The following is a 26,805-nucleotide window of genomic DNA, read 5'->3' as shown; positions in this document are numbered from 1 at the left end:
GACGCAGACTACACGTAGATATTAATCTGGTTGTCTTCTGTCGGGCGGTTAACGCCTTCTTGTTTAGCATTTTGAGTCGAAGCAGAGGAATCAGACTGCTGTTCCGATCCTTCACTCTGCAAACGGGCAATCTGCGCCTGTAACATCTGGATCTGCGCCTGAATGGTCTGTTGCTGCTGCTGGATCTGCTGACGTTCTTCGTCGCTTTCTGCGCTGGAAGCGGATTCGGCTAGCTTACTGACCTGTTTGGTTAGCGTTTGGAGCTGCTTGGTGAGCTGCGCAACTTGTTGCTCCGAAGTGCTGCTACTGCTTTTACTGCTGCTTGCCGTGGTTGTCGATACGCTGATACTGCTGATGGTGTTTGACATTTTCCCTCCTGAAAAGATGCCGATGTACCCGAATGACTTGGGCTACATGCCTGTGCATCGGCAATTTAAGCATTTTCTCGAAGGGGATATTGTTGGCAATGAAACATGAAATACTCACTTTCCTGACAGCTCATGTAACAAAGTGTATCAGTCAGGAAAGGGAGAAAAAGAAAGAGGGAGATACGCCAGATATTGCAGTTAGACGTAGATATCAACGCCGCCTTTTTGGGCTTTATTTGTAGTTTGTTGTGATGTTGTTTTTGATGCAGCTTCCATCGCTTTCTTTTCCGCTTCTTCTTTTTGGATGCGGGCAATTTCGGCATAGAGCGCCTGGATTTGTGCCTGAATCATCTGCTGCTGCTGTTTGATGAGTTTGCGCTCGTCTTCACTTTGCGCATTGGCGGCATCTGTGCCCAGATCTTTTAGCTTTTTGGTCAGCTGTTTGATCTGATGTTGTAATGCGGCAATTTTTTGTTGAGCACCACTACTGCCAGCGGGCGCAGCTTTACTCTCACTCGTCGATGCAGCCTTACTCTCAGTATTAGATGCAGACTTACTGGCCGTAGAGGCCGCCGCTACGTTTGATACCGTATTCATGGTAATCCGGCTGATATCATTAGCCATCACTTCCTCCTGAAATAAGTCAATTCTGTAGTTATTATCGGCAGTCTCGCCCTTTTATTTACGAAAAATTTACAAAACTACGAGGATGATATGTGCTTGCTGGAGGGAAAGAAAGGGAGGCAAGGGCGCTTTTCTACTCCCTTGCCACAATGGATGAGATGACGTTAGCTAACTACCGTACACGTTAATCGCGCTATTCAGCCGCCTTGCCTGAAGGTTGAGCCCTTCAGCGGCTTCTGTTGAGTGCGTAACCATATCGGTGTTGCGCTGTGTCATTTTTTCTATCTGTGCAATAGAGGTATTGATCAGGCCCAATGCCGAGGTTTGCTCATGCGTTGCGTTGCTGATCTCTTTGATCATGGTGGAGACCTGCAAGACTTCATCAACGATGTCGCTGATATGTTTGCCCGCGTTCTCGACCATTGTGCTGCCCTGTTTCACACTTTCGACATTGGCATCGATCAACGTTTTAATCTCTTTGGCTGCAGAGGCGGAATGCTGCGCCAGATTGCGAACCTCAGCGGCTACCACCGCAAATCCGCGCCCCTGTACGCCCGCACGAGCGGCTTCAACGGCCGCATTCAGCGCAAGGATGTTGGTCTGGAAGGCTATACTGTCTATCACGCCAATGATATCAACGATTTTATCGCTGGCGCTGGAGATGGAATCCATCATGCCGATGGTTTCCTTCATGATATTGCCACCTTTAAACGCGGTGCTGCTGGCGGCTTCTGCCATGGTGGTGGCCTGTGCCGCTGTTTCTGCGCTCTGCTGCACGGCAACGGTAATTTCTTCAATGGCGGCGGCGGTTTGTTGCAGATTGGCCGATGTCTCTTCCGTGCGGGCATTCAGGTCGACATTGTTTTCCGCCAGCTTATGGCTGACGTTGGTGATGCCGTTAACCTGAGTACTGACGTCGTCGACAAGCGAATGCAAGTTCAGGCCAAACTGGTTAACAGAGCGTAGCAGCAAGCCAATTTCGTCGACCCGGTTCAGGTGGACATGCTTTACTTTACGGCCCGATACCACATGCTGAGCCTGCTTCAGTATCATCCTGATTGGCTGTGCAATTTGCTTTTGCAGAAACTGATCCATGATGACGATGAGTAGTAACGTCAGTGCCAATAGCCACAGCGGATTCATGCCATTTAACGCAAGCAGTGCGGGAATGAGGCCCACCGCTAAGACTGCCAGGCGCAAGCGCCAGCGGACTGACAATTTCTGCAAGAGCGACAGTGGCGAGAAGAGCCCGGTGCGGACGACTAATCCTTTGTAGAACTTACGGCTGCCCGCCTGTTTTTTCTGCACGGCGCTATACAGCGTTTCGGCATGCTTGATTTCTTCGGCGTTGGGCGTGTTACGTACTGAGATGTAGCCTGCAAGCTGCTCCTGATGGTAGACAGGCGTAACGTTGGCGCGAACCCAGTAGTGGTCACCGTTGTTGCGACGATTTTTAACTAACCCAGTCCAGCTATCGCCTTGTTTCAGCGTAAACCACATGTCGGCATAGGCTTCAACGGGCATATCGGGATGGCGCACAATATTGTGGGGCTGATTGATGAGCTGCTCTTCGGAAAAACCACTGACCGTAATGAAGGCAGAGTTGGCATAGGTAATGTGGCTGTGAATATTTGTTGTGGACATCAATATGGTGTCCATGTCTAACAGATACTCCTGCTGTGTAACAGGTGTATTTAATCTCATTAGAAACCCCGGCGTACGTATCCCGCTCAGTTTCCAGGTTCAGACACGCTGGCCGCTTTTCTCGCCTCAGACGCTCTGGTTATTACAGAGGCTGAAACGCAGTATCGCTGCCGAATGGTTCGTCCCGTGAAATCTGTCAGGCATATTGCTGTGTAAATATTCAAGTTATTCAAATGGGTATACTGAAATTTTCTGGGTGGCTGACTCATTTATATAAAATAATGTCAGGCATTATTTATGAGCAGCCTATTGACCCTATATTGTGCGTGATGGAGATTTTGTAACTTTATTTTTGTAACAAATATGTCATCAGTGTTAGCACGCTTTTTCAGCACGCGTAAATTTATGATGAGGACGATTATCTGTCAATTGATTCATTTTATTAGCAATAAATAATTGGTAAAAAATGATTAAAAATAGATGGGGAGTAAAATAGAGATTTTTCTTAAAAGGTGTTTTGGGTTCGATGAATTTGACGCTAAGAAGAATAACTTGTTAAGTTTTTTTTATTTTTTCTTTGCGTTAATGAAATTAAATGTTGCTGCCATGCTGTTTATTCTTTTAATTTCGGCCTTTCTTTCATTTTTATTGGCGCTGAATTTATTGTAGATCAAATAACGCTATCCGCAGACCAGATAATGGCGCTGGCCTGCGGAGAACGGTAATCAGGTTACTGGCGCTGGATTGAAGACGGCCAGTGCATTATGCAGCCCCCATTGATCGGACCAGGTTTTTTTCTTGCCGCTGGCGATATCTAAAATGAAGTGGAAAAGCTGCCAGCCTACGTCTTCGATTGTGGCCTCTCCGGTAGCAATGGTACCGGCATCAATATCCATCAGATCGTGCCAGCGGTTTGCCAATGCGGTGCGGGTTGCCATTTTGATGACGGGGACAGCCAACAGGCCATAGGGGGTACCGCGACCCGTGGTGAAGACTTGTACGGTGATACCGGAAGCGAGTTGCTGCGTGCCGCACACAAAGTCGCTGGCCGGCGTTGCAGCGTAAATCAAGCCACGTTTGGTTGGACGTTGTCCAGGTGACAGGACTTCGACAATCGCGCTGGTGCCGGATTTGGCGATGGAACCAAGCGCTTTTTCCACCACGTTCGCGAGGCCACCTTTTTTGTTGCCCGGCGATGGGTTAGCGCTACGGTCGGTCTGTCCGCTGTCGAGGTAGTTATCGTACCAGGCCATTTCTTCCAGCAGGCGTTTACCGACTTCTTCATTGATGACGCGTGGCGTTAACAGATGAATGGCGTCGCGTACTTCGGTCACTTCGGAGAACATGACGGTTGCGCCGCAGCGTACCAATAGATCGGATGCAAAACCCACGGCTGGGTTCGCGGTGACGCCAGAGAAAGCATCGCTGCCGCCACACTGCATGCCGACAACCAGCTCAGAGGCCGGGCAGGTTTCACGCTGACGTTTGTTCAACTGCTGTAGGTGCTTGTCTGCCATCGTCAGAATGTCATCCACCATCGATCTGAAACCAACGTGGTGTTCATCCTGCAAGCGGACAATGCTGGTGTCGTCAAGGGAAATGGCCTGTACGTCAGACGTCCCTTCCAGCAGGCGTTCCGGCTGTAATTTTTCGCAGCCCAGACCGACCACCAGTATCTCGCCGCCAAAATTCGGGTTCAGCGCCAGATTGTGAATAGTACGGATAGGAACCACCGCAGCAGGGGCATTGATTGCTACGCCACAGCCATAAAGATGGTTGAGTGCGACCACGCCATCAACATTGGGATATCTTGGTAATAAATCGCGCTCGATAATTTTGACGACATAGTCCACCACGCCCGCGACGCAGTGCACGCTGGTGCTGATGCCCAGCAGATTTTTCGTGCCTACGCTGCCGTCGGCGTTGCGGTAACCTTCAAAGGTATAACCTTCCAGCGCAGGCAGAGCAGGGGGGATTTTGGTCGCTAGCGGTAGGGTTTCCAGCGCAGGAGCCAGAGGCAACTCGACCAGCGATTCATCGATCCAGCTTCCTTTGGCAATATCACGCAGCGCATACCCGATAATTTCACCATAGCGAATGATGGCACCTGATTTGGCGATATCCACAAGGGCCACTTTATGACCTTGCGGAACATGCTCAATTAATTCCAGATCATCGTTAAAGCGGGTTCCGGCACGTAAGCCATTATTATTAACAACAATGGCAACATTATCAGAATCGTGGACCTTAATATAAAGTGGCTGCTCTTGTGCAGCATTACTTTCTGATTTATCTGACATGATGCAAGCCTTTATTATTGGTTTATCAGAAACGCGGTGATAACTATTATCACGCTATTATTTCATTGCTCGCTAACGAGTATACGTGAGGTTCTCTTCTCGTACATTATGCAATTGACCTAAGCCAGCGCTTTTTGTTTCTGATTTATCAGGCGAAGACCCAATTTTCGGTGAGTTTGATCACATTCTGACTGCGTACGGTTTTTTCAGGAGGAAATGACAATAATGTGTATAAATGTAAAAAGAGAATGGCAGTGTTTTTCGTGAAATACCTCGCATTATATCGTGCAAGTGCACCAACATATTCAAAAGGATATTTTTAATGTTGTGCTTTTAGCTAGTGAGCAGTCAGCGGGTAAAAATTATAATGTTCCTGCGAGTTGAAGATGTCAGCTAATTACTCTGATGCTATATAGCCTGACTATTCGCAAAAAAAATAAAAATGGGAATGTTAACTATCCACTGATCTTCATTCTGATAACCCTACACCGTTATCTGTTATTCGGAATGAATGAGCGAACCGCGATTGAAGCAGGAGTTCATCATGAATACAGTAAGCTCAGCAGCTGGCGCGATACAAAAGAGAACAAACGCCCGCTACTGGATTGTCGTGATGTTGTTTATTGTCACGTCATTTAACTATGGAGACCGTGCGACCTTGTCCATTGCTGGTTCAGCAATGTCTAAGGAAATTGGGTTGGACGCGGTGGGGATGGGTTATATCTTCTCAGCGTTCTCCTGGGCCTATGTGATTGGACAAATACCTGGGGGCTGGCTGCTCGATCGCTTTGGCTCAAAGAAAGTTTACTTCTACAGTATCTTCACCTGGTCGGTTTTTACCTTATTACAAGGCTTTGTCGATATCTTCAGCGGTGCTGGCATCGTCATTTCTTTGTTCCTCTTACGCTTTATGGTCGGCCTGTGTGAATCGCCTTCCTTCCCGGGAAATAGCCGTATTGTCGCTGCCTGGTTCCCTGCACAAGAGCGTGGAACAGCCGTCGCGATATTCAACTCGGCCCAGTACTTTGCGACTGTGATCTTCGCTCCTATCATGGGCTGGCTGGTACATGAGGTGGGTTGGGCGCACGTGTTCTGGTTCATGGGTGGATTGGGTATCATCCTCAGCTTTGTCTGGCTGAAAGTGATCCACGATCCTAAAGATCATCCAGGCGTGAATCAGGCTGAACTGGATTACATTGAGGCCGGTGGTGCGCTGATTAACATGGATGCCAAAGGGACGAAGAAAGCGACCGAGAAGGGTGAAAAATGGCATCAGATCAAGCAATTAATGCAGTCCCGTATGATGCTCGGCGTCTATATCGGTCAATACTGTATTAACGCACTAACTTACTTCTTCATCACCTGGTTCCCACTCTATCTGGTTCAGGCTCGCGGTATGTCGATCCTCAAAGCGGGATTTGTCGCCTCGGTTCCTGCTATCTGTGGTTTTGTCGGCGGCGTTCTGGGCGGCATTATTTCCGATTACCTGATGCGCCGGACCAACTCCCTGACCTTTGCCCGTAAAACGCCAATCGTTCTCGGTATGTTGCTCTCCATGTCGATGGTGATTTGTAACTACGTTGAAACCGAGTGGGTGGTTATTGCGGTGATGTCCGCAGCCTTCTTCGGTAAAGGCATTGGTGCGCTGGGCTGGGCGGTTATGGCCGATACCGCACCGAAAGAAATCAGCGGATTGAGCGGCGGGCTGTTCAATATGTTCGGTAACGCATCTGGTATCGTGACGCCGATTGCGATTGGCTACATCATCGGAATGACCGGTTCCTTCAATGGGGGTCTGGTCTATGTCGGGATCCATGCGCTGGTTGCGATCTTCAGCTACCTGTTCATCGTAAAAGATATTAAACGTATCGAATTGAAGCCGTTCGTTAAGAATTAAGGCCATTCGTTACTGCATTAATCTGAATATAGGCAATAACACGAAACGCTGCGCTATCGTACTGATGGCGCAGCGTTTCGCTATATACCCGTCATACTTCACGTTGCATGTGCGTTGGCTGCGTTTACTCACCCGAATCACTTACTTAAGTAAGCTCATCGGGATTCGCTCTCTTGCCGCCTTCCTGAAACTCGAATTATTTAGGGTATAGATTTGCCGTTTATTTACCTCATAAAAATCCGGGTTTTATCTCTTTGAAATCGGCTGCTGGGAAGACGTATTTCGGTGTTTATAAGGCGGAAATTCGCTTTGCCCGGTTTTCGTGAAACATCTCCCATTGGCCTGTGATAATGACATATTTAATCTGCATTTCGACAGGGAATGCTGTGCTATTGCCCAATGAGTTGTGAAATAAGAAAACTTATACTTTTTACTGAGGTTGGTAAGGCGGTACGGAGTACAACACCGCTTTCCTGACTGGTTTATTTTGGTATCGGGACAGTTATAACCTGTTTTTATTCTGATAACCCTACAAGCAGTGTTCAGTTCAAATCAGAGTAAAAACAAGGTCGCGCTAATAAAGTAGGAAAACAACATGAAATCATCTACTGGTGCACCATCTGTTTTTTATTTCTGTATGACTGAATTATTTTCATCCGCTTCAACGCGCCCCTGCGTTGTGGCAAACATCGGAAACCTAAGCGTCAATCCTGTGCGCTCCATTCATGACGGGAGCTTGTCATGACAAACTTTTCAGCGACGCCTGTGATTACCGACATGAAAGTCATCCCCGTTGCGGGCTATGACAGCATGTTGCTGAACATCGGCGGTGCGCATGGTGCTTACTTCACGCGTAACCTCGTCATTTTAACCGATAGCGCCGGGCATACCGGTGTCGGCGAAGCGCCCGGTGGCGAAGTCATTTACAACACGCTGGTTGAAGCTATTCCTCGTGTAAAAGGCGAACAAATCGCCCGTATGAACCGTCTGGTTCATGACATTCATGTCGGCAACCAATCTTCTGATTTTGATTCCTTCGGCAAAGGTGCCTGGACGTTTGAGCTGCGCGTGAATGCGGTGGCAGCACTCGAAGCGGCGCTGCTCGATCTGCTGGGGCAATTCATGGGCGTTCCTGTTGCCGAACTGCTGGGGCCGGGTAAACAGCGTGATGAAGTCACCGTGCTCGGTTATCTGTTCTATATCGGCGACCGCACGAAGACAGATCTGCCTTATTTATCAGGTGAGAAAGTATCAGGTGAGAAAGGCAAGCACGAGTGGTATCACCTGCGTCACCAGCAGGCGATGGACAGCGACGCGATTGTGCGTTTGGCCGAAGCAACAACTGACCGCTACGGATTTAAAGATTTCAAACTCAAAGGTGGCGTACTGCCCGGCGAGCAGGAAATCGATGCCGTGAAGGCGCTGAAGAAACGTTTCCCAGATGCGCGTATTACCGTCGATCCAAACGGTGCCTGGCTGCTGGATGAAGCGATTGGTTTGTGCAAAGACATGAAGGGCATTCTGACCTACGCGGAAGACCCGTGCGGTGCCGAACAAGGTTTCTCCGGTCGTGAAGTGATGGCGGAATTCCGCCGCGCCACTGGGCTGCCAGTCGCGACCAACATGATTGCCACCAACTGGCGTGAAATGAACCATGCCGTGATGCTACAGGCGGTCGATATCCCGCTGGCCGATCCGCATTTCTGGACGATGCACGGAGCGGTGCGCGTTGCCCAACTGTGTGATGAGTGGGGCCTGACGTGGGGCTGCCATTCCAATAACCATTTCGATATTTCTCTGGCGATGTTCACGCACGTGGGAGCTGCGGCACCGGGTAACCCGACGGCGATCGATACGCACTGGATCTGGCAGGAAGGGCAGCATCTGACCAAAGAGCCGCTGCAAATCGTCAACGGCAAAATTAAGGTGCCGGATCGTCCCGGTCTGGGGATTGAGCTGGATATGGAACAGGTCATGAAAGCTCACGATCTGTATAAAAAATTACCGAGCGGGGCACGTAATGATGCCGTTGCCATGCAGTACCTGATTCCTGGTTGGAAGTTTGACCGTAAACGCCCGGTTTTTGGCCGCTAACCCTACAGTGAAAAATTAGAGAGAAAGGATAAGAAAATGACATTGCAAAGTTCAACGCCGGTGATTACCCACATGCAGGTTATTCCGGTTGCAGGTCACGACAGTATGCTGCTCAACCTGAGTGGCGCACATGCCCCTTATTTCACTCGCAACATTGTGATTCTGAAAGATAACGCCGGGAATACCGGTGTCGGCGAAATTCCCGGCGGTGAGAAAATCCGTCAGACGCTGGAGGATGCTGCTGCGCTGGTGGTGGGTAAAACGCTGGGCGAATACAAAAACGTGATGACGGCGGTACGTGCGCAGTTCGCCGACCGCGATTCTTCCGGGCGAGGTTTGCAGACATTTGATCTGCGTACCACTATCCATGTCGTCACGGGGATCGAAGCCGCGATGCTCGATCTGCTGGGGCAATTCCTCAACGTCAGCGTGGCCTCGCTGCTGGGCGATGGGCAACAGCGTGATGCCGTCGAGATGCTGGGCTATCTGTTCTACATCGGCGATCGTAATAAAACCGATTTGCCTTACCAGAACCAGTCTAATGAGAAATGCGACTGGTATCGTCTGCGTCATGAAGAAGCGCTGACGCCAGAGACTATCGTGCGTCTGGCTGAAGCCGCGTACGAAAAATACGGCTTCAACGATTTCAAACTGAAAGGCGGCGTACTGGCCGGTAGCGAAGAGGCCGAGGCGGTTACTGCGCTGGCAAAACGCTTCCCACAGGCGCGTATCACGCTGGATCCAAACGGTGCCTGGTCGCTGGATGAAGCCATCGGTCTGGGCAAACAACTGCGTAACGTGCTGGCGTATGCAGAAGATCCGTGCGGCGCGGAGCAAGGTTTCTCCGGTCGTGAAGTGATGGCGGAATTCCGCCGTGCGACGGGGCTGCCTACTGCGACCAACATGATCGCCACCGACTGGCGGCAGATGGGGCACACCATTTCGCTGCAATCGGTCGATATCCCGCTGGCCGATCCGCACTTCTGGACGATGCAAGGTTCCGTTCGTGTGGCGCAGATGTGCCACGAATGGGGCTTAACCTGGGGTTCTCACTCCAATAACCACTTTGATATTTCACTGGCCATGTTTACTCAGGTCGCTGCGGCGGCACCGGGCAAGATTACGGCGATTGATACGCACTGGATCTGGCAGGAAGGCAACCAACGCCTGGCGAAAGAACCGTTGCAGATTGTTGGCGGCATGGTGGAAGTGCCGAAGAAACCGGGTCTGGGCGTCGAGCTGGATATGGACCAAGTGATGAAAGCACACGAACTGTATAAAAACATGGGATTAGGCGCACGTAACGACGCCATGGGAATGCAGTACCTTATTCCTGAGTGGACGTTTGATAATAAACGTCCGTGTCTGGTTCGCTAACGTTCTGATTTTCCGTTTTTTGAGCGCGCCGCTTCAGGCAAGCGGCGCTGGAATGACCGAGGATAAAAAATGAAGACTCCGCTGTTACCTAACCGTTTTCGCCAGGATTTGCTACAGAGGAAAACGTTGATTGGCTGCTGGTGTGCGCTGGGCAACCCGATTTCAACTGAAGTGCTGGGGCTGGCGGGATTCGACTGGCTGGTGCTGGATGGAGAGCATGCGCCTAACGATATCGTGACGTTTATTCCTCAGCTCATGGCGCTGAAAGGCAGCCACAGTGCGCCCGTCGTCCGTCCGCCGTGCAATGAGCCGATCATCATCAAGCGGTTGTTGGATATTGGGTTCAATAACTTCCTAATTCCCTTCGTGGAAACGGCGGAAGAAGCCGCGCGTGCGGTTGCGTCAACGCGTTATCCGCCAGCGGGGATTCGCGGGGTTTCCGTGGCGCACCGTAGCAACTGCTATGGCACCGAACCGGATTACTTCGCCAAGATTAACGACAACATTACCGTCGTGGTGCAAATCGAAAGTCAGGACGGCCTCGACAATCTGGATGCGATTATCGCGGTTGACGGCGTAGACGGCGTGTTTGTTGGCCCGAGCGACCTGTCTGCGGCGCTGGGATATCTCGGTCAGCCTAACCATCCTGACGTGCAGAAGGCGATCCGCCACATCTTCGATCGTACCGCGGCGCATAACAAGCCGTGCGGCATTCTGGCTCCGGTTGAAGCCGATGCGCGTCGCTATCTGGAATGGGGTGCAAGCTTCGTTGCGGTCGGTAGCGATCTGGGCGTGTTCCGCAGCGCAACACAGGCGCTGAGCGACAAGTACAAGAAGTAATTCAGTCATTCAGTGCGAATCGGATCCGCCATGAGGCGGGTTCATCGTGAATTGAAGTGATATCTACATCAGACAATGAGGTTAGGGCGATGAAAATTGGTTTTATTGGATTGGGCATCATGGGAAAACCGATGAGTAAAAATCTGCTGAAAGCAGGTTACTCATTAGTCGTGATGGATCGAAATCTGGATGCGGTCGCGGAAGTGGTTGCGGCGGGCGCCACGGCGGCTACAACGCCGAAACAGGTTGCAGAGCAGTGCGATGTCATCATCACCATGCTGCCTAACTCTCCACACGTTAAAGACGTAGTGCTGGGTGAAAACGGCGTCATCGACGGTGCTCGCGCCGGAAGCATTGTGGTCGATATGAGCTCAATCGCCCCGCTTGCCAGCCGTGAAATTGCGACCGCACTGGCGGCGAAAGAGATCGCTATGCTGGACGCACCGGTCAGTGGCGGTGAACCTAAAGCGATCGACGGCACGCTGTCCGTGATGGTCGGTGGCGACAAAGCCCAGTTTGACCGCTGCTTTGAAATTCTCAAATCCATGGCGGGTTCCGTTGTACATACCGGTGATATCGGTGCCGGTAACGTGACCAAACTGGCGAATCAGGTGATTGTGGCACTGAACATTGCCGCCATGTCTGAAGCGTTGGTACTGGCGACGAAAGCAGGCGTTAACCCGGATCTGGTTTATCAGGCGATCCGCGGTGGTTTGGCGGGCAGCACCGTGCTGGATGCGAAAGCGCCGATGGTGATGGATCGTAACTTTAAGCCGGGTTTCCGCATCGATCTGCATATCAAGGATCTGGCGAACGCGCTGGATACCTCACACGGCGTGGGTGCTCAACTGCCGTTAACCGCCGCGGTGATGGAAATGATGCAGGCGCTGAAAGCGGACGATCTGGGATCGGCCGACCACAGTGCGCTGGCGTGTTACTACGAGAAGCTGGCCAAAGTTGAAGTTACGCGATAAGCCGTGAAGCGATAGTCACGAGGCTGGCACAGGATGCCAGCCGACTGGCAGATAATCACTCTGATCTACCTACTGGGTTTCAGGATCTGCTGCCCTGAACGTTGGCAGGTATAAGCGCCGTTTTCATGAGCGCGCGGATTATTGATGCAATCGGAACGTTGATGAAATCGGATCGTTTATGAAAATAGTGATCGCACCGGATTCTTATAAAGAAAGCCTGTCTGCACAAGAGGTTGCTACGCAGATTGAAAAGGGATTTCGTGAAATATTTCCCGATGCCTGCTATGTCAAATTGCCTGTTGCAGATGGTGGGGAAGGCACCGTTGAAGCCATGGTCGCTGCGACCGATGGCAAAATTGTGAATGTTAAAGTGACAGGACCGTTAGGCGATAACATCGAGGCGTTCTTTGGCCTGTCTGGCGATGAAAAAACGGCTTTTATCGAGATGGCGGCGGCAAGTGGTCTGGAGCGTGTGCCTTCGCAACTGCGTAATCCGTTAAAAACCACCAGCTATGGCACGGGCGAGTTGATTCGCTGCGCGTTGGATCACGGTGTTCGACACTGCATCATCGGAATTGGCGGGAGCGCAACCAATGACGGCGGGTCGGGCATGGTGCAAGCGCTGGGCGCGAAGTTGCTGGATAAGCAAGGTGAACAGATTGGTTTTGGCGGTGGTGAACTCGACAAACTTGAACGCATTGATATCAGCGAGCTGGATGAGCGTATTAAAAATTGTCGTTTTGAAGTGGCCTGCGATGTGACTAACCCGTTGACGGGGAAACAGGGCGCGTCGGCGATTTTTGGCCCTCAGAAAGGGGCAACGCCAGAGATGATTGAACAGCTGGATAATGCGCTGAAGCATTATGCGGCGGTGATTCGCCACGATCTGGATATGGACGTGGAACACGTTCCCGGTGCAGGGGCGGCAGGCGGTATGGGGGCGGCACTACAGGCCTTTTGCGGCGCTGAGCTGCGTCAAGGCATTGAGATTGTCACGGAAGCGTTAGGGCTGGATGAACTGGTACGAGACGCCACGCTGGTGATTACCGGGGAAGGGCGCATCGACAGTCAGACGATCCACGGCAAAGTACCGATTGGCGTGGCGCGGGTTGCCAAACAGTATAATAAACCGGTGATTGGTATTGCTGGCAGCCTGACGGCAGATGTCGCCGTGGTGCATGAACATGGTCTGGATGCCGTATTCAGCGTGCTTTACAACATCTGCTCACTCGAAGAAGCGCTGGATAATGCGGCAGAGAATGTGCGAATGACGGCACGTAATATCGCTGCCACGATCCGACTGGCGCAGTCGGTATCGCGATAGTGAGATGGCGCTACGGTTAGTCTAGAACCTTTTATCTACTTATTTCTATGCAGACTGAGAGACGGTTTCGTGCGCCACAACACGGCTATTTCATGCTACTTCGCAGCACGCGCCCCCTAGGCTTTCGGCATGAATTATGCCGTTAACGTGGTTGGTAGGGATGAAGACAAACGCTTTTAAGCGAAGGGGATCAGCGAAATTGCCTGGGTTTCACACTGAATCAAGCATTCTCCACAGCCGTGACAGCGTGCGCTATCAACCTCAGGCAAGCCGCGTTCGCTCAGGGAAAGCGCCTGAACTGGGCATGCCTCAATACAACTGCGGCAATGGCGTGGCACACTGATACAGGTTGTCCCAACCGTCGGACGTAACCCGGTATCAAAATGCGCCTGAGGCAATAATGCTCCCGAGAGGCAATGTGAAACACAGGCCTGGCAGCCATCGCAACTGGCATATTCAATCACCAATTGCGGATAACCTTCTTCATTGACGATCAACACGCCCATTGGGCAAGCGCCAACGCACTGCTGGCAGCGATCGCAGTGTTGATAAAACTGCGATGCAGACAAAGCCCCCGGCGGAAGTGGCGCTCGGGGCTGTATGCTATCCGGTTGTGGCTCATTGTGGCGCGATGCGTTGAGAAAGGCGCGGAACAATCCGCGCCGACTAACGTAGCGATGAGACAAATACCCACGGTAATAGCGCGCATCCTTTTCCATCAGAAAAACATCCGAGGGGTTTCGGGTTGTAACCCATAGTGGCGCTGCATCCCTTGCAACAACAAACGGGTGACTGCGGCCAATTGCGCATAGAAGGGACTGTACGGATTTTGCTGCACCCGCTCCAAATAACGATCGCTCCAGGGTAGTAAATACGCTTCCAACAGCGTCTGGGCCGCCTGATCTTTCTCTTGCTCCAGTAGCGCAGCGAGCGCCAGCAGCATCAGCCCAAACTGATCTTCCGGTTCCTGTTGTGCGCCGGTAAACGAGAGCCCATGTTGGCGAAGAAACGCACGATAGCGAACCGTGCTTTCTCCCATTAACAGGTTCTCTTTTTCCAGATAGACCGACGCCCAGGGCGGTGCAAACATTTCCCCTTGTCCTTCAAACAGTACCGAGTATTGCCAGATAAACGCCTCCGCTTCAGGCTCCGGCCAGAGCTGGCACAGCGTTTCCATCTCGGCGCGTTCTGCCCAAGGACAAAGCGCAGGCAACGCAGGTAAGCTCCCCACAATAGCCAGTACATCAGGGGACGTGGGCGGATAGTAAAAAAGTGCGCCCAGAAAACGTGGCAACACAGCAATAGATGACATCATAGTTCCCCTTAGGATGCCGCCCCGCATGACATACAGGGCGGCATGGCATTACATCGGCAACGTCCACAGATTGTAGAACGCGACACGGCCCGCCAACTCGGCGGCAATCACCACCAGCGCACAGGCAGCCAGCAGCGAGCGCCCGGTTTTATAACGAACATGCACCAGCCCCCCGGCGACACCTATCGCGAGCAGGATTGCCTGTGCGCTGAACCAGGCAAGTTGTGCGCTGGTTAGCGCGCTATCTGCGTTCATTAGAGTGGCCATATAGCCCGGACGCAGGCAGAAGCTTGCCAGCGTTGCCAACACGCTAACGGTCAGCCCAATACGGCGTGCACCGAGCACTGCCGCCAGTGCGCCGCCGCCAATCATCGGTGTCAGCAGCATCATCAGCGGTGTGTAGCCGGTGTTCCAGGTTGTCACTGTCGGTAACTGGTAGATACGCGGGATGGCCAACAGGAACAACACGCCCACCACGGCGGCGGCCCACGTCAGCGCGGTAAACAGGCGCTGCCCACCGCGGTTAAGCAATAACCCAAGCGCGCCCAGCCCACCTAAGGTACAAAACAGTGAGGAGAGGACTATTTCGTCGCTCATCGGTGAGTAACCGGTACGCAGCAGCACGTTCATCGCGCGCAGCGGTTGTCCGAGATGGAGCCCCGCAATCGGCAGCGCCAGGCCGAACAGGCACATCACGGCAAAAAGCCCGGTTGCCAACGGACGCGCGTCCACCTGTTTTGTTATACCGGCGACCAACAACAGGATAAACGCCCCCACCGCACTCTGCGTGAGCACGGTAAAAAAGACCAAAGGCAATTCATGCATGACGCACCTCCTGCAAGTTTTGAATAGCACCGTCTTTATCGCCACTCGGCCGCGCTTTGGGGTGCGGTTTGACGATCAGATTCGGGTGCGTCAACGACGCAGAAGGTAACGGTGCAATCTCATTTTCGCTGCCATATTTGGCACGCAGTTCGTCGATGGGGCCAAAATCTAGCGCGCGTTGCGGACAGGAGTCCACACAAATCGGGCGCAGGTTTTTCTGCAAGCGATCCAGGCAGCCGTCGCATTTGCGCATCACCTTGGCGTGTGCATCAAACTGCGGTGCACCGTAGGGGCAACGCATCTCACAGTAACGGCAGCCAACGCACACGTTCTCATCCACCAGCACCAGCCCATCTTCCTTCCGCTTGTGCATGGCACCTGTTGGGCAACCCGCCACACAGGTGGGATCGTCACAGTGGTTACAGGCAATCGACAGGTAGTAGCTGTAGGTGTCGTTTTGCCAGGATTCACCCTCTTTTATCCAACTGCCGCCGCCGTATTCATACACGCGGCGCAGTTTCGGGCCAAGATCGAGATCTTTATTATCCTTGCAACTTACCTGACAGGTTTTGCAACCCGAACAGCGCGAGGAGTCAACGTAAAAGCCATATTGTGTCATCTGTCATATCCCCTTAAGCGCGCTGAATCTCAACCAGGTTGGTGTGTTGTGGATTACCTTTCGCCAGCGGCGACGGTTCCTGGGAAGTCAGGGTGTTAATGCACCCACCGACATCGACGCCCATGCTGTCAAGGCGCGTCCAGGCACCTTGCGGCATGGCGGCGACGCCGGGCAAAATGCGCTGCGTGACTTTGCAGGGAATTTCCACAACGCCGCGATCGTTAAACACGCGAACGCGATCGCCAGATTTCAACTGGCGTGCAGCCGCATCGATCGGGTTGATCCAGACTTCATCCGGAGCCGCTTCATGCAGGAATTGCACGTTGCTGTACGTTGAGTGCGTATGCCCCTTGGTATGAAATCCACTAAGTTGCAGAGGATATTTGGCCGTCATCGTTTTATTGAGATGAGATTCGCGCACCACGCAGAATTCAGGGATCGGCGGAATACGATCGCCCTCCGGCAGCGTCCAGGTTTGTGCCAGCTTGGCCAACGCTTCGGAATAGATCTCAATCTTGCCCGACGGCGTTTTTAACGGATTAGCTTGTGGGTCGGCCCGAAAATCCAGGAAGGCAATACTCTGTTTTTCCGTTGCGATCTGTTGATCGATCACGCCTTTCTCTTTCGCCACCGACCATTCCGGCAAATAGGCGCGCTTCTCTTTCACCTGCTGATAATGCTTTTCTACCCACTGCGCCTGAGTACGGCCTTCAGTGAATTTTTCCTTCAGCCCCAGATGATCGGCAATATCGGCGCAGATGTCGTAGGTGCTACGCACTTCCCACATCGGCGTGATGGTTTTTTGGATGGCGATCATGTAGTTATGCGAGCCGGTTGAATATGAGCTATCAACCAGATCTTCCGCTTCCAGATAGCTGGTTTCCGGCAGCAGGATATCGGCAAACTTGGCACTGGGTGTCATGTGGTTATCAATCACCACGATGGTTTCACACAGCGTGTCGTCGGCCAGGATTTTACGCGTACGGTTGATATCGCCGTGCTGATTCAATAGCGCCTGCCCTGCCTGATTGACCACCATTTTAATGCCGGCACGTAGCTTATCGACCCCTTTCACACCCATGGTGGTGGCGGTCATTTTCTCTGGGTTAAGGATGGCATCGGTCCAGAGATAGCAGGGAATCGAGGTTTTAATCGGATTGCTGCCTACCGGCAAGGTTGGGACACCGTAAGGCGTGCCATAAGGCCAGTTGCCGTTGTTGGTGCCTGGTAGCCCAAAATGGCCGGTAAGCGCTGGTAACGTTTGGATGGCGCGTACGGTTTGTTCACCGTTGGCGTGGCGCTGGGGCCCCCAGCCCTGGCCGATATAGCAGGCGCGCGCGCGCCCGCGATTTCCCGCGCTAGTTGACGAATTCGCGCAGCCGGAATGCCGGTGACATTGGCTGCCCATTCCGGCGTTTTAGTGATGCCATCTGGTCCGGTTCCCAGAATGTAATCCTTATAGCTGGCATTCGGCGTCGCAGACGCAGGCAACGTGCTGGCATCGAACCCGACGCTGTAACGGTTGATTTGCGCTTCGTCGATCAGGTTCTCAGTAATCAGGGTATGCGCTAACCCGGCGACCAGCGCCGCATCGGTGGTAGGACGAATCGCCAGCCACTCGGCATGTTCGGTGATTACCGAATCGGTGTAACGCGGATCGATGATTACTACGCGGGCCTGTGAAGCTTCCAGCGCACGGCGCAACTCTTCCACCTGCCCGCCACCGGACATGCGGGTTTCCGATAAGTTCAGGCCGAAAAACACCACCAGATCGGAATGGGCAATTTGTGTAAAGTGGCTGCCGACGTAGGTGCCGTGGGTGTACGGCGTGGCGGTAGCAATTTGCGCAGTTGAGTACGTGTTGTGATAGTTAAGGTAGCCGCCCGTCAGGTTCAGCAAGCGTTTCCACGCGTGTGTTCCCTGATTATGGTAATAGGCACCGGATTGGTAGTTGTAGTAGATCGCCTCATTGCCATACTTTTCGGCAATGCGCTTCATTTCCGATGCGACAAACGCGGTCGCCTCTTCCCAACTGATGCGTTTAAACTTGCCCTCGCCACGTTTACCGACCCGCTTCATCGGGTATTTGATGCGATCCGGGCTGTAAACACGCCAGCGGTTAGAGCGCCCGCGCAGACAAGGGCGAATCTGATGTTCACCGAATATGCTGTCATCTTTGGCATCTTCCGGTTCGATACGCACGATGCGATCGTCCTTCACAATCACCTTAAGTGGACAGCGACTGCCACAGTTAACCAGACAGGCACTGTGGCGCACGGTTTCATTTTCGTTCACCACGCCGGTTGGCATCACCGTAGGTTGTGCATGAGCAGAAAACGGCAAGGCGATGGCGCTGGTAATCGCTACCGCAGAACTGATTTTCACGGCATCGATCACCGCGTCCCGACGAGATATTTCCTGGTGTAAAAGGTCTTCAATAATTTTATTCATGATTATTATCCCACTTTGCTTACCTTGCTAACCATAAAGGCATGCTAATAGTGTGGGATTGATATCGATCAAGAGGGTAGGGTTAAGTAACCAAAAAGGGGTAGAAGTGTGATCTTGTAACGTCGTTATTTACTTAAATATATATCGTTTTTAGATTTAAATACTAAATTATCGATAAAAACTAGATGATGATAATGAGATTTATTAACACTGATCTACCTGAACATAAGCAGTAACAGAGTATCAGCAGAGATCACTTATAGATTATTTGATAATACTTTCAATTAGTTGAAATTCTACGAATGCATCGGTTTGATATGCGGCTGGGCGGCTTTGTTGACGTTGTCGATTTCGTCCAGCAACTCCAGCCATTCGGGTTCCAGATCGCTGGCGTGAACGCCTTTACGCAGCTGTTGTTCCAGATAGCGGCAGATGCGTTGCAGGCGCGGAACGCCGCTGTAGCTGCAACTGCCGTGTAGTTTATGAACCAGGTCGATGATGTCATCATCCGTCTGACCCTTCAGCACGTTTTCTATCTTCCGCTGAACCTCCGGCAAGAAATCCAATAGCATTTGCAGTAGGTCACGTGCCAGTTCTGGCTTGTTGGCCGCCTGTTGCTGCGCCAGCGCCCAGTCGAGTGATAGCTGACTATCGTCGTGCTCGTTCAGTAATCCCGTCATATCGCCCCGATTGCGCTTCAACGGATCTTGCCGTGCATGACGTGTCAGCACGCTTTTCAGCATCTGTTCATCTATAGGCTTAGCCAGATAGTCATCCATGCCCGAACGCAGCAGGTGCTCGCGTTCACCCGTCATGGTCTGCGCCGTCACCGCGATGATCGGCGTGGTGGCATGGTGAGGGATCTGACGGATCAACTCGCTGGCGCAAATGCCGTCCATACCCGGCATCTGGATATCCATGAGAATAACGTCGAACTGATTCAGTTCTGCCTGTGCAATCGCATCTTGTCCGCTTTCGCACAAAATAATCGTCTCGACCTGCTCTTCCAGCAGCGTGCCGATCAGTTTCAGATTAGCGGGATTGTCATCCACCGCCATCACACTCAGCGGCAAACGGGCGGGATGGCGTACGACACTCTGGTGCGATGCGGCATCGTCCGGCAGAAAAGAGAGTTGGAACAGCGTGCTGTCCTGTAACAGTGGCAGCAGGCGTGACGCGGCGAGCGGCTTGCTCAGGCAGGCATGTACGCCGAAGGTTTTCAACTGTTCGGCATCCATTTGCGCGAGGCTGGGCAGTGCCAGAATCACACAGGGCGAACGGCGGCAGATATCGCGCAGTCTGGGCGTGTAGTCGAGTAGGGTGTTGCGATATTGCACGGGAATACCGAGCAGCAGGATATCGAATTCCCCTTCCGGCAGCTGCTCAAACGTCGGGCTGTAGCTCACGATCAGCGGCGTCTGGCTCAGGATATCCAGCGTGGCCTGCGCGGCGATGGGGTGGTACTCAACGTAGGCCAGATGTTTGCCTTGCAGCATCGTGTAGGCCGGCTCGGTCGGCATGGCGTGCGGGTTGAGCGGCAGCGTGATATGGAACCAGAAGGTCGATCCCTTGTTGAGCTGGCTCTGGAAACTGATATCGCCCCCCATCTCTTTGACCAGACGCTGGGTAATGACCAGCCCAAGCCCCGTACCGCCATGACGGCGCGAAATACTGGTGTCGGCCTGACGGAAAGCCTGAAACAGCTGCGATTGCTGCAACTCGGCAATACCGATGCCGGTATCGCGTATTTGCACCTCTAGCTGCACCTGATGAGATTCCTGTCGACGCTTCTCCACCCGAATATCGATGTTGCCCTGCTCGGTGAATTTAATCGCATTGCCCAGCAGGTTGGTGATGATTTGCTGTATTCGCAGCGGATCGCCGACAAACTGTTCAGGCACGTCATTCTGAATACTGAGCGTTAGCTCCAACCCTTTTTCATGTGCCGTGTGCGCCAGCAGCATCACAACGTCGTCCAGCGTGCTGTGCAGCGAGAACGGAATATCTTCCAGCACCAGCTTTCCGGCCTCCAGCTTCGAGAAATCCAGCACATCGTTAATAATATTCAGCAGGTTATTGGCGGACCGTTCGATGGTGAGCAGATAGTCCGTCTGCGTGGTGTTCAGTGGCGTCTTCAACGTCTGGCGGGTGAAACCGATCACGCCATTCAGCGGCGTTCTCAGTTCGTGCGACATATTTGCCAGAAACTCTGATTTGATGCGTGCCGCTTCCTGCGCGCGCTTTTTGGCCAGATCCAGTTCGACGTTCTGGATCTCCATCTGCTCCAGCGTTTCCCGCAGATCGTAGGTCGCCTGATCGATATTTTGCTGCATCTCTTCGTGATAGGCGGTCAGCGACATCGCCATCGAGTTGATGCCGTTTTTCAGCATATCCAGCTCGCCGAGCATGTAACCTTCGACGCGGCTATCCAACTGCCCACGGCGAATGCGGTCAACGGTATCCACCATATTACGAATCGGGGTGGTGACATCCCGCATCAGACGATAGGCAAAGATGACGGCGGCACCCAAAGAGAGCAGCAGCAGGAGCGCGGCGATGAAGATTTCCTGATACTGCTGAAGCCGAATGGTGCTGGTATCCAGCTCGATCACCAGATAGCCGAGAGGTGTCGCGGTACCGGGCAGCACCGGTGTGGTTCCGCCCGGCATGAATTCGCTGTCATTGACGATCGGCATGTGCAGAATCAGCGCGTCATTCGTGTAGTGCAGGTGCAGTTTATTGTGTGCAAGCGCATCGCCGCTGAGCGGCTGCAATGTCACGTTGTTGCGTACGTTGGTGGTCGCCAGAAGCTGATTACGCGCATCGAACACGCTAATGGTACGAATAATCGCGGAGTGGCGGCGATGAAGCGTATTGATTAACGCTGGAATCGTGTCCATCTGGCGATGGGTAATGGCGTAAGCGCTGATGGTCGCCAGCGGCTCAATGATACTGGTGCCCGAATCGGCCAACTGCGACTGCAACTGGTTGTAACGATGAATGACGAAGAACGAACTAAGCAGCAGTCCGATCATCAACGTCGGTGCCAAAATCAGTATCAACATCCGTGCACGAAGACTGTATTTGGTCATGGGGTTCCAATGTGGGAGAATTAGAGGATGCTGAGCATCCAATGATGTCATTAGTTATCGGGTACTGCATGTACCTGGTACAGCCGTTTAACTCATGAGACAAATCGATAGTACATTATGGCGCAATTCTACTCTCCAAACCGGCGTGTGACGACCCGGAAAGCGATTCCTGCTAAGCACCTCACTGTTACGGTCACATCGCTTGATCCGTTTGGGCAGGGGGTGGCGCGTCACGACGGCAAGACGGTGTTTGTCACGGGTGTACTGCCGGGAGAGCAGGCCGACGTTCAGTTGACGGAAGAGAAGCGTCAATTTTCACATGCAAAACTTAAACGCCTTCTTACGCCTAGCCCGCAGCGCGTTACGCCGCCGTGTCCGCATTTTACCCGCTGTGGCGGCTGCCAGCAGCAGCACGCGGACATCATGCTGCAACAGAGCAGCAAAACGGCGGCATTGGTGCGCCTGATGACGCGGGAAACGGGCGCAGAGCTGCCTGAAGCCTCGCTGATCGCTGGCACACCTTATGCCTATCGGAGGCGTGCGCGGCTTGCGTTATACTTTCAGGCAAAAGAGCAGCGTTTGTTGATGGGCTATCGACAATCAAATTCTCACGATCTGGTGGATATCAAAGCCTGTCCGGTGTTGCGCCCCGAGCTTGAAGCGCTGCTGCAACCGCTGCGCGACTGCCTGAGCCGATTAAAGGCGGTGAAGCGTCTTGGGCATGTGGAACTGGTGCAGGCAGAGAACGGTCCGCTGCTGGTGCTGAGGCACCTTGATCCACTCCATTCATCGGATCAGCAGGCGCTGCGTGACTTTGCGCAGCAGCAGGGCGTATCGGTTTATCTGGCACCGGATGCCGACTCGCTGACGTGTCTACAGGGTGAAGAAGCGGTTTATCACGTGGCCGGGCTGACGCTGGCCTTTAGCCCGCGCGATTTTATTCAGGTCAATGACGCGGTGAACCAGCAGATGGTCGCGCAGGCGCTGACATGGCTGGATGTGCAACCGCAGGATAGAATATTAGATCTGTTTTGTGGCATGGGTAACTTCACGCTGCCGCTGGCACAGCGTGCCGCCAGCGTCGTCGGCGTGGAAGGTGTGACCGCGTTAGTTGAGAAAGGACGCGAGAATGCCCAGCGCAATGGGTTGTCCAATGTCACATTTTTTCACCAAAATCTTGAAGATGACGTCACCCAGCAGCCGTGGGCGGCTCAGGGTTTTGATAAGATATTACTTGATCCGGCACGTGCGGGCGCGGCGGGCGTGATGGAGCAGATAACCAGACTGGCACCGAAACGCGTGGTGTACGTCTCCTGTAACGCCACGACGTTAGCACGCGACAGCAAAGTATTACTGGCCGCTGGTTATCGGCTGGCGAATGTCGCCATGTTGGATATGTTTCCACATACCGGTCACCTTGAATCGATGGCACTGTTTTTGCACGATACCAGCACGCGAAAGGCGTAATAGGCAGCAAAGCAGCGTCGTTTGCAAGGTGAAGGGTAACGTAGGGAGAAATTATGGTTGCGGTAAGAAGTGCGCATTTGAATACGGCAGGTGAATTTGTCCCTGACGCGTGGATTGCTTCACTGGGTATTTCCAGCGAGCAATCGTGTGAACGTTTATCCGAAACCTGGCGTTACTGTGAGCAGCAAACGCAAGATCACGCCGATGCGTCGCTCCTGCTGTGGCGCGGCATTGAAATGGTGGAAATCCTGTCCACGCTCAGCATGGACAATGACAGCATGCGCGCGCGGCGCTGCTCTTTCCGCTGGCCGATGCGAACGTGGTCGATGAAGCGACGCTAGAAGCCGCGTTTGGGAAAAACATCGTTGATTTGGTGCATGGCGTGCGCGATATGGATGCAATCCGCCAGCTCAAAGCGACGCAGAATGATTCCGGCGCGTCTGAGCAGGTCGATAACATCCGCCGCATGCTGCTGGCGATGGTGGAAGATTTCCGCTGCGTGGTGATCAAGCTCGCGGAGCGGATTGCGCACCTGCGTGAAGTGAAGGATGCCCCGGAAGAAGAACGGGTATTGGCGGCCAAAGAGTGTACCAATATCTATGCGCCGCTGGCTAACCGTCTGGGTATCGGCCAGTTGAAGTGGGAGCTGGAGGATTTCTGCTTCCGCTATCTGCATCCTGATGAATATAAAAAAATCGCCAAGCTGCTGCATGAGCGCCGTATCGATCGCGCGCAGTACATTGACGATTTTGTTAAAACGCTGCGCAACGCGATGAAAGAAGAGGGCGTGCAGGCGGAGATCTACGGTCGTCCTAAGCATATCTACAGCATCTGGCGTAAGATGCAGAAGAAAGCGCTGTCGTTCGATGAGCTGTTCGATGTGCGTGCGGTACGTATTGTCGTTGAGCGCTTGCAGGACTGCTACGGTGCGCTCGGTATCGTGCATACCCACTATCGCCATCTGCCGGACGAGTTCGACGACTACGTCGCTAACCCTAAACCAAACGGCTATCAGTCCATCCACACCGTGGTGTTAGGGCCGGGTGGAAAGACGCTCGAAATCCAGATTCGTACGCGGCAGATGCATGAAGATGCTGAACTGGGCGTGGCGGCACACTGGAAATACAAAGAAGGCACCTCCGTGGGCGGGCGCTCCGGCTACGAAGGCCGCATTGCCTGGCTGCGTAAACTGCTTGCCTGGCAGGAAGAAGTGGCGGATTCGAATGACGTACTGGACGAAGTTCGCAGCCAGGTGTTTGACGATCGGGTTTATGTCTTTACGCCGAAAGGCGATGTGGTGGATCTCCCCACGGGCTCCACGCCGTTGGATTTTGCCTATCACATCCACAGTGATATCGGGCACCGCTGCATCGGGGCGAAAATCGGCGGACGTATCGTGCCGTTTACCTACCAACTGCAAATGGGCGATCAGATTGAAATCATCACCCAGAAGCAACCGAACCCGAGCCGTGACTGGCTGAACCCGAATCTGGGGTATATCACCACCAGTCGCGGACGTTCGAAGATTCAGAACTGGTTCCGTAAGCAAGATCGCGACAAGAACATTCTGGCGGGTCGACAGATTCTGGATGACGAACTGGCGCATCTGGGTGTCAGCCTGAAAGCAGCCGAAAAACTGCTGCTGCCACGCTACAACGTGAATTCGCTGGATGAGTTACTGGCTGCTATCGGTGGCGGTGATGTTCGCCTGAACCAGATGGTGAATTTCCTGCAATCGCAGTTAAAACAGCCGAGCGCGGAAGAACTGGATCGCGAAGCGCTGCGCCAGCTGACGCAAAAATCACATCAGCCACCGGCACGTAACACGAAGGACAACGGCCGCGTGGTGGTAGAAGGTGTAGGCAATCTTATGCACCACATTGCCCGCTGCTGCCAGCCGATTCCGGGCGATGAGATCACCGGGTTCATCACGCGCGGACGGGGTATTTCGATTCACCGAGCCGACTGTGAACAGCTGGACGAACTGCGCGCCAGTTCGCCGGAACGCATTGTCGATGCCGTCTGGGGCGAAAGCTACTCCAGCGGCTATTCGCTGGTGGTGAGGGTGATTGCCAACGATCGTAGCGGGCTGTTGCGGGATATCACCACGATTCTGGCGAATGAGAAGGTCAATGTACTGGGCGTCGCCAGCCGCAGCGACACCAAGCAGCAGTTGGCAACGATTGATATGGATATTGAGATCTACAACTTGCAGGTGCTGAGCCGCATTCTGGCGAAGCTCAACCAACTGCCGGATGTGATTGATGCGCGGCGCCAGCAGGGGGCGTAAATGATGGTTTCACCATCAGCCAGCTGAAAACCTTGTACGAGTGTGGTGAAAAGTTTCGTGCGTGGTTAGCAATATTGTTCTTTGTGGCACCATTGCCACGCCCGACTGAGGGATGCTCAGGTGCCGCATCCCTCAGAACCCTGGCTTTTGGCGAGAATTGTGCCGCGTTGCGGTTCCTTCGATGTACATGTCCGCTGTCGAGCCACCTGTGACGCGTTCCATACGCGGCACAGGCTTTCGCCGCGTCCATGCGGCTCACTCGGCGGTCATGTGCATCTCAGCACAATTTTTTTACGCCGTTGAAATGAAAATAGTGATGTCTTGGCGCTTTTTAGCAGAAGTTGGCTGCCGTGTTTTGCTATTTTCATACACATTTTTTCAGGAATATTATGACCGTATCTTTGACGAATTTACCTTCCATCGAGCGCCTGCTCGCCATCATGAAAACCCTCCGCGATCCTGAAAACGGCTGCCCGTGGGACAAGAAACAGACGTTTGACACCATCGCGCCCTATACGCTGGAAGAAACGTATGAAGTGCTGGATGCCATCAGCCGTCAGGATTTTGATGATTTGCGCGGTGAGTTAGGGGATTTGCTGTTTCAGGTGGTGTTTTACGCGCAAATGGCGCAGGAAAAGGGCCTGTTCGATTTCTCCGACGTGTGTAACGCCATCAGCGATAAGCTGGAACGCCGCCACCCGCATATCTTCGGCGACCTGACGCTAACGGACAGCGATGCCGTGCTGGCAAACTGGGAGCAGACCAAAGCGCAGGAGCGTGCCGAGAAAGATCGTCACTCGCCGTTGGATGACATTCCTGATGCGCTGCCTGCTTTGATGAAAGCACAAAAAATTCAGCAGCGTTGTTCGTCTGTGGGCTTCGATTGGGACAGTCTGGGCCCGGTGCTCGACAAAGTGTATGAAGAGATCGATGAGGTGATGTTTGAGGCACGGCAAGCCGTTGTCGATGAAGAAAAATTAGGTGAAGAGATTGGTGATTTATTGTTCGCCACAGTCAATCTCTCTCGTCACCTGGGGCACAAGGCTGAGAATGCATTACAGGCGGCAAATCGCAAGTTCACTCGTCGTTTTCGTGAGGTAGAACAAATCGTTACGGCATCGGGAAAAACGCTGGAACAGGCGACGCTGGATGAAATGGAAGCCGCATGGCAGCAGGTGAAAAAACAGGAAATAGGCCATTAATCCATTTTTAATCACAAACCGTATTTTTATCGATTTTAATGCATTTATTGTATTGTTATTAAAGGTAATTATTGGTTTTGATAAGGGCGGTTTTATCTCGCC

Annotated in this window: 17 protein-coding genes and 2 pseudogenes; 9 read left to right on the top strand and 10 right to left on the bottom strand. The window is 52.8% G+C overall.

From position 1 onward, the window contains the following. Positions 1-8: 8 nt before the first annotated feature. The 4 genes from H4F65_RS18100 to garD form a co-directional block, all read right to left on the bottom strand. Positions 9-368 carry a FlxA-like family protein gene (locus H4F65_RS18100; protein ID WP_010285168.1) on the bottom strand — a complete coding sequence of 120 codons (360 nt, stop codon included), beginning with the start codon at positions 366-368 and terminating at the stop codon, positions 9-11. Positions 369-566: 198 nt separating this feature from the next. Next, positions 567-992, bottom strand: a complete 426-nt coding sequence (locus H4F65_RS18095) for a FlxA-like family protein (protein WP_010285166.1) — start codon at positions 990-992, stop codon at positions 567-569. Positions 993-1,160: 168 nt separating this feature from the next. Next, complete coding sequence (locus tag H4F65_RS18090) at positions 1,161-2,696, bottom strand: methyl-accepting chemotaxis protein (RefSeq protein WP_039319039.1); 1,536 nt, start codon at positions 2,694-2,696, stop codon at positions 1,161-1,163. A 665-nt stretch (positions 2,697-3,361) separates the two neighbouring features. After that, the gene (gene garD, locus H4F65_RS18085; RefSeq protein ID WP_010285163.1) at positions 3,362-4,936 is read right to left on the bottom strand and encodes a galactarate dehydratase; all 1,575 of its coding nucleotides are present in this window, start codon (positions 4,934-4,936) and stop codon (positions 3,362-3,364) included. Positions 4,937-5,480: 544 nt separating this feature from the next. On the opposite strand from garD, the gene H4F65_RS18080 reads away from it, so the two are divergent. The 6 genes from H4F65_RS18080 to H4F65_RS18055 all read left to right on the top strand — a co-directional run bounded on the left by H4F65_RS18080 (position 5,481) and on the right by H4F65_RS18055 (position 13,442). Next, positions 5,481-6,833, top strand: a complete 1,353-nt coding sequence (locus H4F65_RS18080) for an MFS transporter (protein ID WP_010285157.1) — start codon at positions 5,481-5,483, stop codon at positions 6,831-6,833. 741 nt (positions 6,834-7,574) lie between these two features. Then, entirely contained in the window at positions 7,575-8,927 is a 1,353-nt protein-coding gene (locus H4F65_RS18075) for an enolase C-terminal domain-like protein (RefSeq protein ID WP_010285156.1), read from the top strand. 36 nt (positions 8,928-8,963) lie between these two features. Continuing rightward, entirely contained in the window at positions 8,964-10,304 is a 1,341-nt protein-coding gene (gene gudD, locus H4F65_RS18070) for a glucarate dehydratase (protein WP_010285155.1), read from the top strand. A 69-nt stretch (positions 10,305-10,373) separates the two neighbouring features. Continuing rightward, positions 10,374-11,144, top strand: a complete 771-nt coding sequence (gene garL / locus H4F65_RS18065; protein ID WP_010285154.1) for a 2-dehydro-3-deoxyglucarate aldolase — start codon at positions 10,374-10,376, stop codon at positions 11,142-11,144. 59 nt (positions 11,145-11,203) lie between these two features. Further along, on the top strand, positions 11,204-12,118 hold the full coding sequence (gene garR, locus H4F65_RS18060) for a 2-hydroxy-3-oxopropionate reductase (protein ID WP_258070492.1): 915 nt from the start codon (positions 11,204-11,206) through the stop codon (positions 12,116-12,118). A gap of 178 nt (positions 12,119-12,296) precedes the next feature. Continuing rightward, a complete protein-coding gene (locus tag H4F65_RS18055) occupies positions 12,297-13,442 on the top strand; it encodes a glycerate kinase (RefSeq protein ID WP_010285152.1) in 1,146 nt (381 codons plus the stop codon). Between the two features lie 176 nt (positions 13,443-13,618). On the opposite strand, the gene H4F65_RS18050 is transcribed toward H4F65_RS18055, so the two are convergent. The 6 genes and pseudogenes from H4F65_RS18050 to barA form a co-directional block, all read right to left on the bottom strand. Next, on the bottom strand, positions 13,619-14,161 hold the full coding sequence (locus H4F65_RS18050; RefSeq protein WP_039319036.1) for a 4Fe-4S dicluster domain-containing protein: 543 nt from the start codon (positions 14,159-14,161) through the stop codon (positions 13,619-13,621). After that, on the bottom strand, positions 14,161-14,754 hold the full coding sequence (locus H4F65_RS18045; RefSeq protein WP_010285149.1) for a molecular chaperone TorD family protein: 594 nt from the start codon (positions 14,752-14,754) through the stop codon (positions 14,161-14,163). The genes H4F65_RS18050 and H4F65_RS18045 overlap by 1 nt, the downstream gene beginning before the upstream one ends. Positions 14,755-14,805: 51 nt before the next feature. Beyond that, complete coding sequence (locus H4F65_RS18040) at positions 14,806-15,582, bottom strand: dimethyl sulfoxide reductase anchor subunit family protein (protein WP_010285147.1); 777 nt, start codon at positions 15,580-15,582, stop codon at positions 14,806-14,808. Then, positions 15,575-16,201 carry a DMSO/selenate family reductase complex B subunit gene (locus H4F65_RS18035; protein ID WP_010285146.1) on the bottom strand — a complete coding sequence of 209 codons (627 nt, stop codon included), beginning with the start codon at positions 16,199-16,201 and terminating at the stop codon, positions 15,575-15,577. The genes H4F65_RS18040 and H4F65_RS18035 overlap by 8 nt, the downstream gene beginning before the upstream one ends. Before the next feature lie 13 nt (positions 16,202-16,214). Continuing rightward, a pseudogene (locus tag H4F65_RS22015) lies at positions 16,215-18,652 on the bottom strand (DMSO/selenate family reductase complex A subunit). A gap of 296 nt (positions 18,653-18,948) precedes the next feature. Then, on the bottom strand, positions 18,949-21,744 hold the full coding sequence (gene barA / locus H4F65_RS18025; RefSeq protein ID WP_010285143.1) for a two-component sensor histidine kinase BarA: 2,796 nt from the start codon (positions 21,742-21,744) through the stop codon (positions 18,949-18,951). Positions 21,745-21,861: 117 nt separating this feature from the next. Here barA and rlmD point away from each other — a divergent pair, with 117 nt between their 5' ends. The 3 genes and pseudogenes from rlmD (at position 21,862) to mazG (ending at position 26,703) form a co-directional block, all read left to right on the top strand. Continuing rightward, positions 21,862-23,211 (top strand): 23S rRNA (uracil(1939)-C(5))-methyltransferase RlmD, encoded by a 1,350-nt coding sequence (rlmD, locus tag H4F65_RS18020; RefSeq protein WP_010285141.1) that lies wholly within the window; start codon positions 21,862-21,864, stop codon positions 23,209-23,211. Positions 23,212-23,264: 53 nt separating this feature from the next. After that, positions 23,265-25,501, top strand: a pseudogene (gene relA / locus H4F65_RS18015) (GTP diphosphokinase). Positions 25,502-25,890: 389 nt separating this feature from the next. Beyond that, entirely contained in the window at positions 25,891-26,703 is an 813-nt protein-coding gene (mazG, locus tag H4F65_RS18010) for a nucleoside triphosphate pyrophosphohydrolase (RefSeq protein ID WP_039316978.1), read from the top strand. Positions 26,704-26,805: the final 102 nt, after the last annotated feature.

It is taken from the genome of Pectobacterium brasiliense (assembly GCF_016950255.1).
Taxonomy (GTDB): Bacteria; Pseudomonadota; Gammaproteobacteria; order Enterobacterales; family Enterobacteriaceae; genus Pectobacterium; species Pectobacterium brasiliense.
Note: the sequence above shows the minus strand (reverse complement) of the source record. Positions and strands in the feature narration are given on the sequence as shown.

Excerpts from the sequence above, each read along its gene's own strand:
- H4F65_RS18035 (WP_010285146.1), bottom strand. The coding sequence starts at position 16,201 with ATGACACAATATGGCTTTTACGTTGACTCCTCGCGCTGTTCGGGTTGC.
- H4F65_RS18055 (WP_010285152.1), top strand. The coding sequence starts at position 12,297 with ATGAAAATAGTGATCGCACCGGATTCTTATAAAGAAAGCCTGTCTGCA.
- rlmD (WP_010285141.1), top strand. The coding sequence starts at position 21,862 with ATGGCGCAATTCTACTCTCCAAACCGGCGTGTGACGACCCGGAAAGCG.
- H4F65_RS18040 (WP_010285147.1), bottom strand. The coding sequence starts at position 15,582 with ATGCATGAATTGCCTTTGGTCTTTTTTACCGTGCTCACGCAGAGTGCG.
- H4F65_RS18100 (WP_010285168.1), bottom strand. The coding sequence starts at position 368 with ATGTCAAACACCATCAGCAGTATCAGCGTATCGACAACCACGGCAAGC.
- barA (WP_010285143.1), bottom strand. The coding sequence starts at position 21,744 with ATGACCAAATACAGTCTTCGTGCACGGATGTTGATACTGATTTTGGCA.
- H4F65_RS18095 (WP_010285166.1), bottom strand. The coding sequence starts at position 992 with ATGGCTAATGATATCAGCCGGATTACCATGAATACGGTATCAAACGTA.
- garL (WP_010285154.1), top strand. The coding sequence starts at position 10,374 with ATGAAGACTCCGCTGTTACCTAACCGTTTTCGCCAGGATTTGCTACAG.
- mazG (WP_039316978.1), top strand. The coding sequence starts at position 25,891 with ATGACCGTATCTTTGACGAATTTACCTTCCATCGAGCGCCTGCTCGCC.
- garD (WP_010285163.1), bottom strand. The coding sequence starts at position 4,936 with ATGTCAGATAAATCAGAAAGTAATGCTGCACAAGAGCAGCCACTTTAT.
- gudD (WP_010285155.1), top strand. The coding sequence starts at position 8,964 with ATGACATTGCAAAGTTCAACGCCGGTGATTACCCACATGCAGGTTATT.
- H4F65_RS18080 (WP_010285157.1), top strand. The coding sequence starts at position 5,481 with ATGAATACAGTAAGCTCAGCAGCTGGCGCGATACAAAAGAGAACAAAC.
- H4F65_RS18090 (WP_039319039.1), bottom strand. The coding sequence starts at position 2,696 with ATGAGATTAAATACACCTGTTACACAGCAGGAGTATCTGTTAGACATG.
- H4F65_RS18045 (WP_010285149.1), bottom strand. The coding sequence starts at position 14,754 with ATGTCATCTATTGCTGTGTTGCCACGTTTTCTGGGCGCACTTTTTTAC.
- H4F65_RS18050 (WP_039319036.1), bottom strand. The coding sequence starts at position 14,161 with ATGGAAAAGGATGCGCGCTATTACCGTGGGTATTTGTCTCATCGCTAC.
- H4F65_RS18075 (WP_010285156.1), top strand. The coding sequence starts at position 7,575 with ATGACAAACTTTTCAGCGACGCCTGTGATTACCGACATGAAAGTCATC.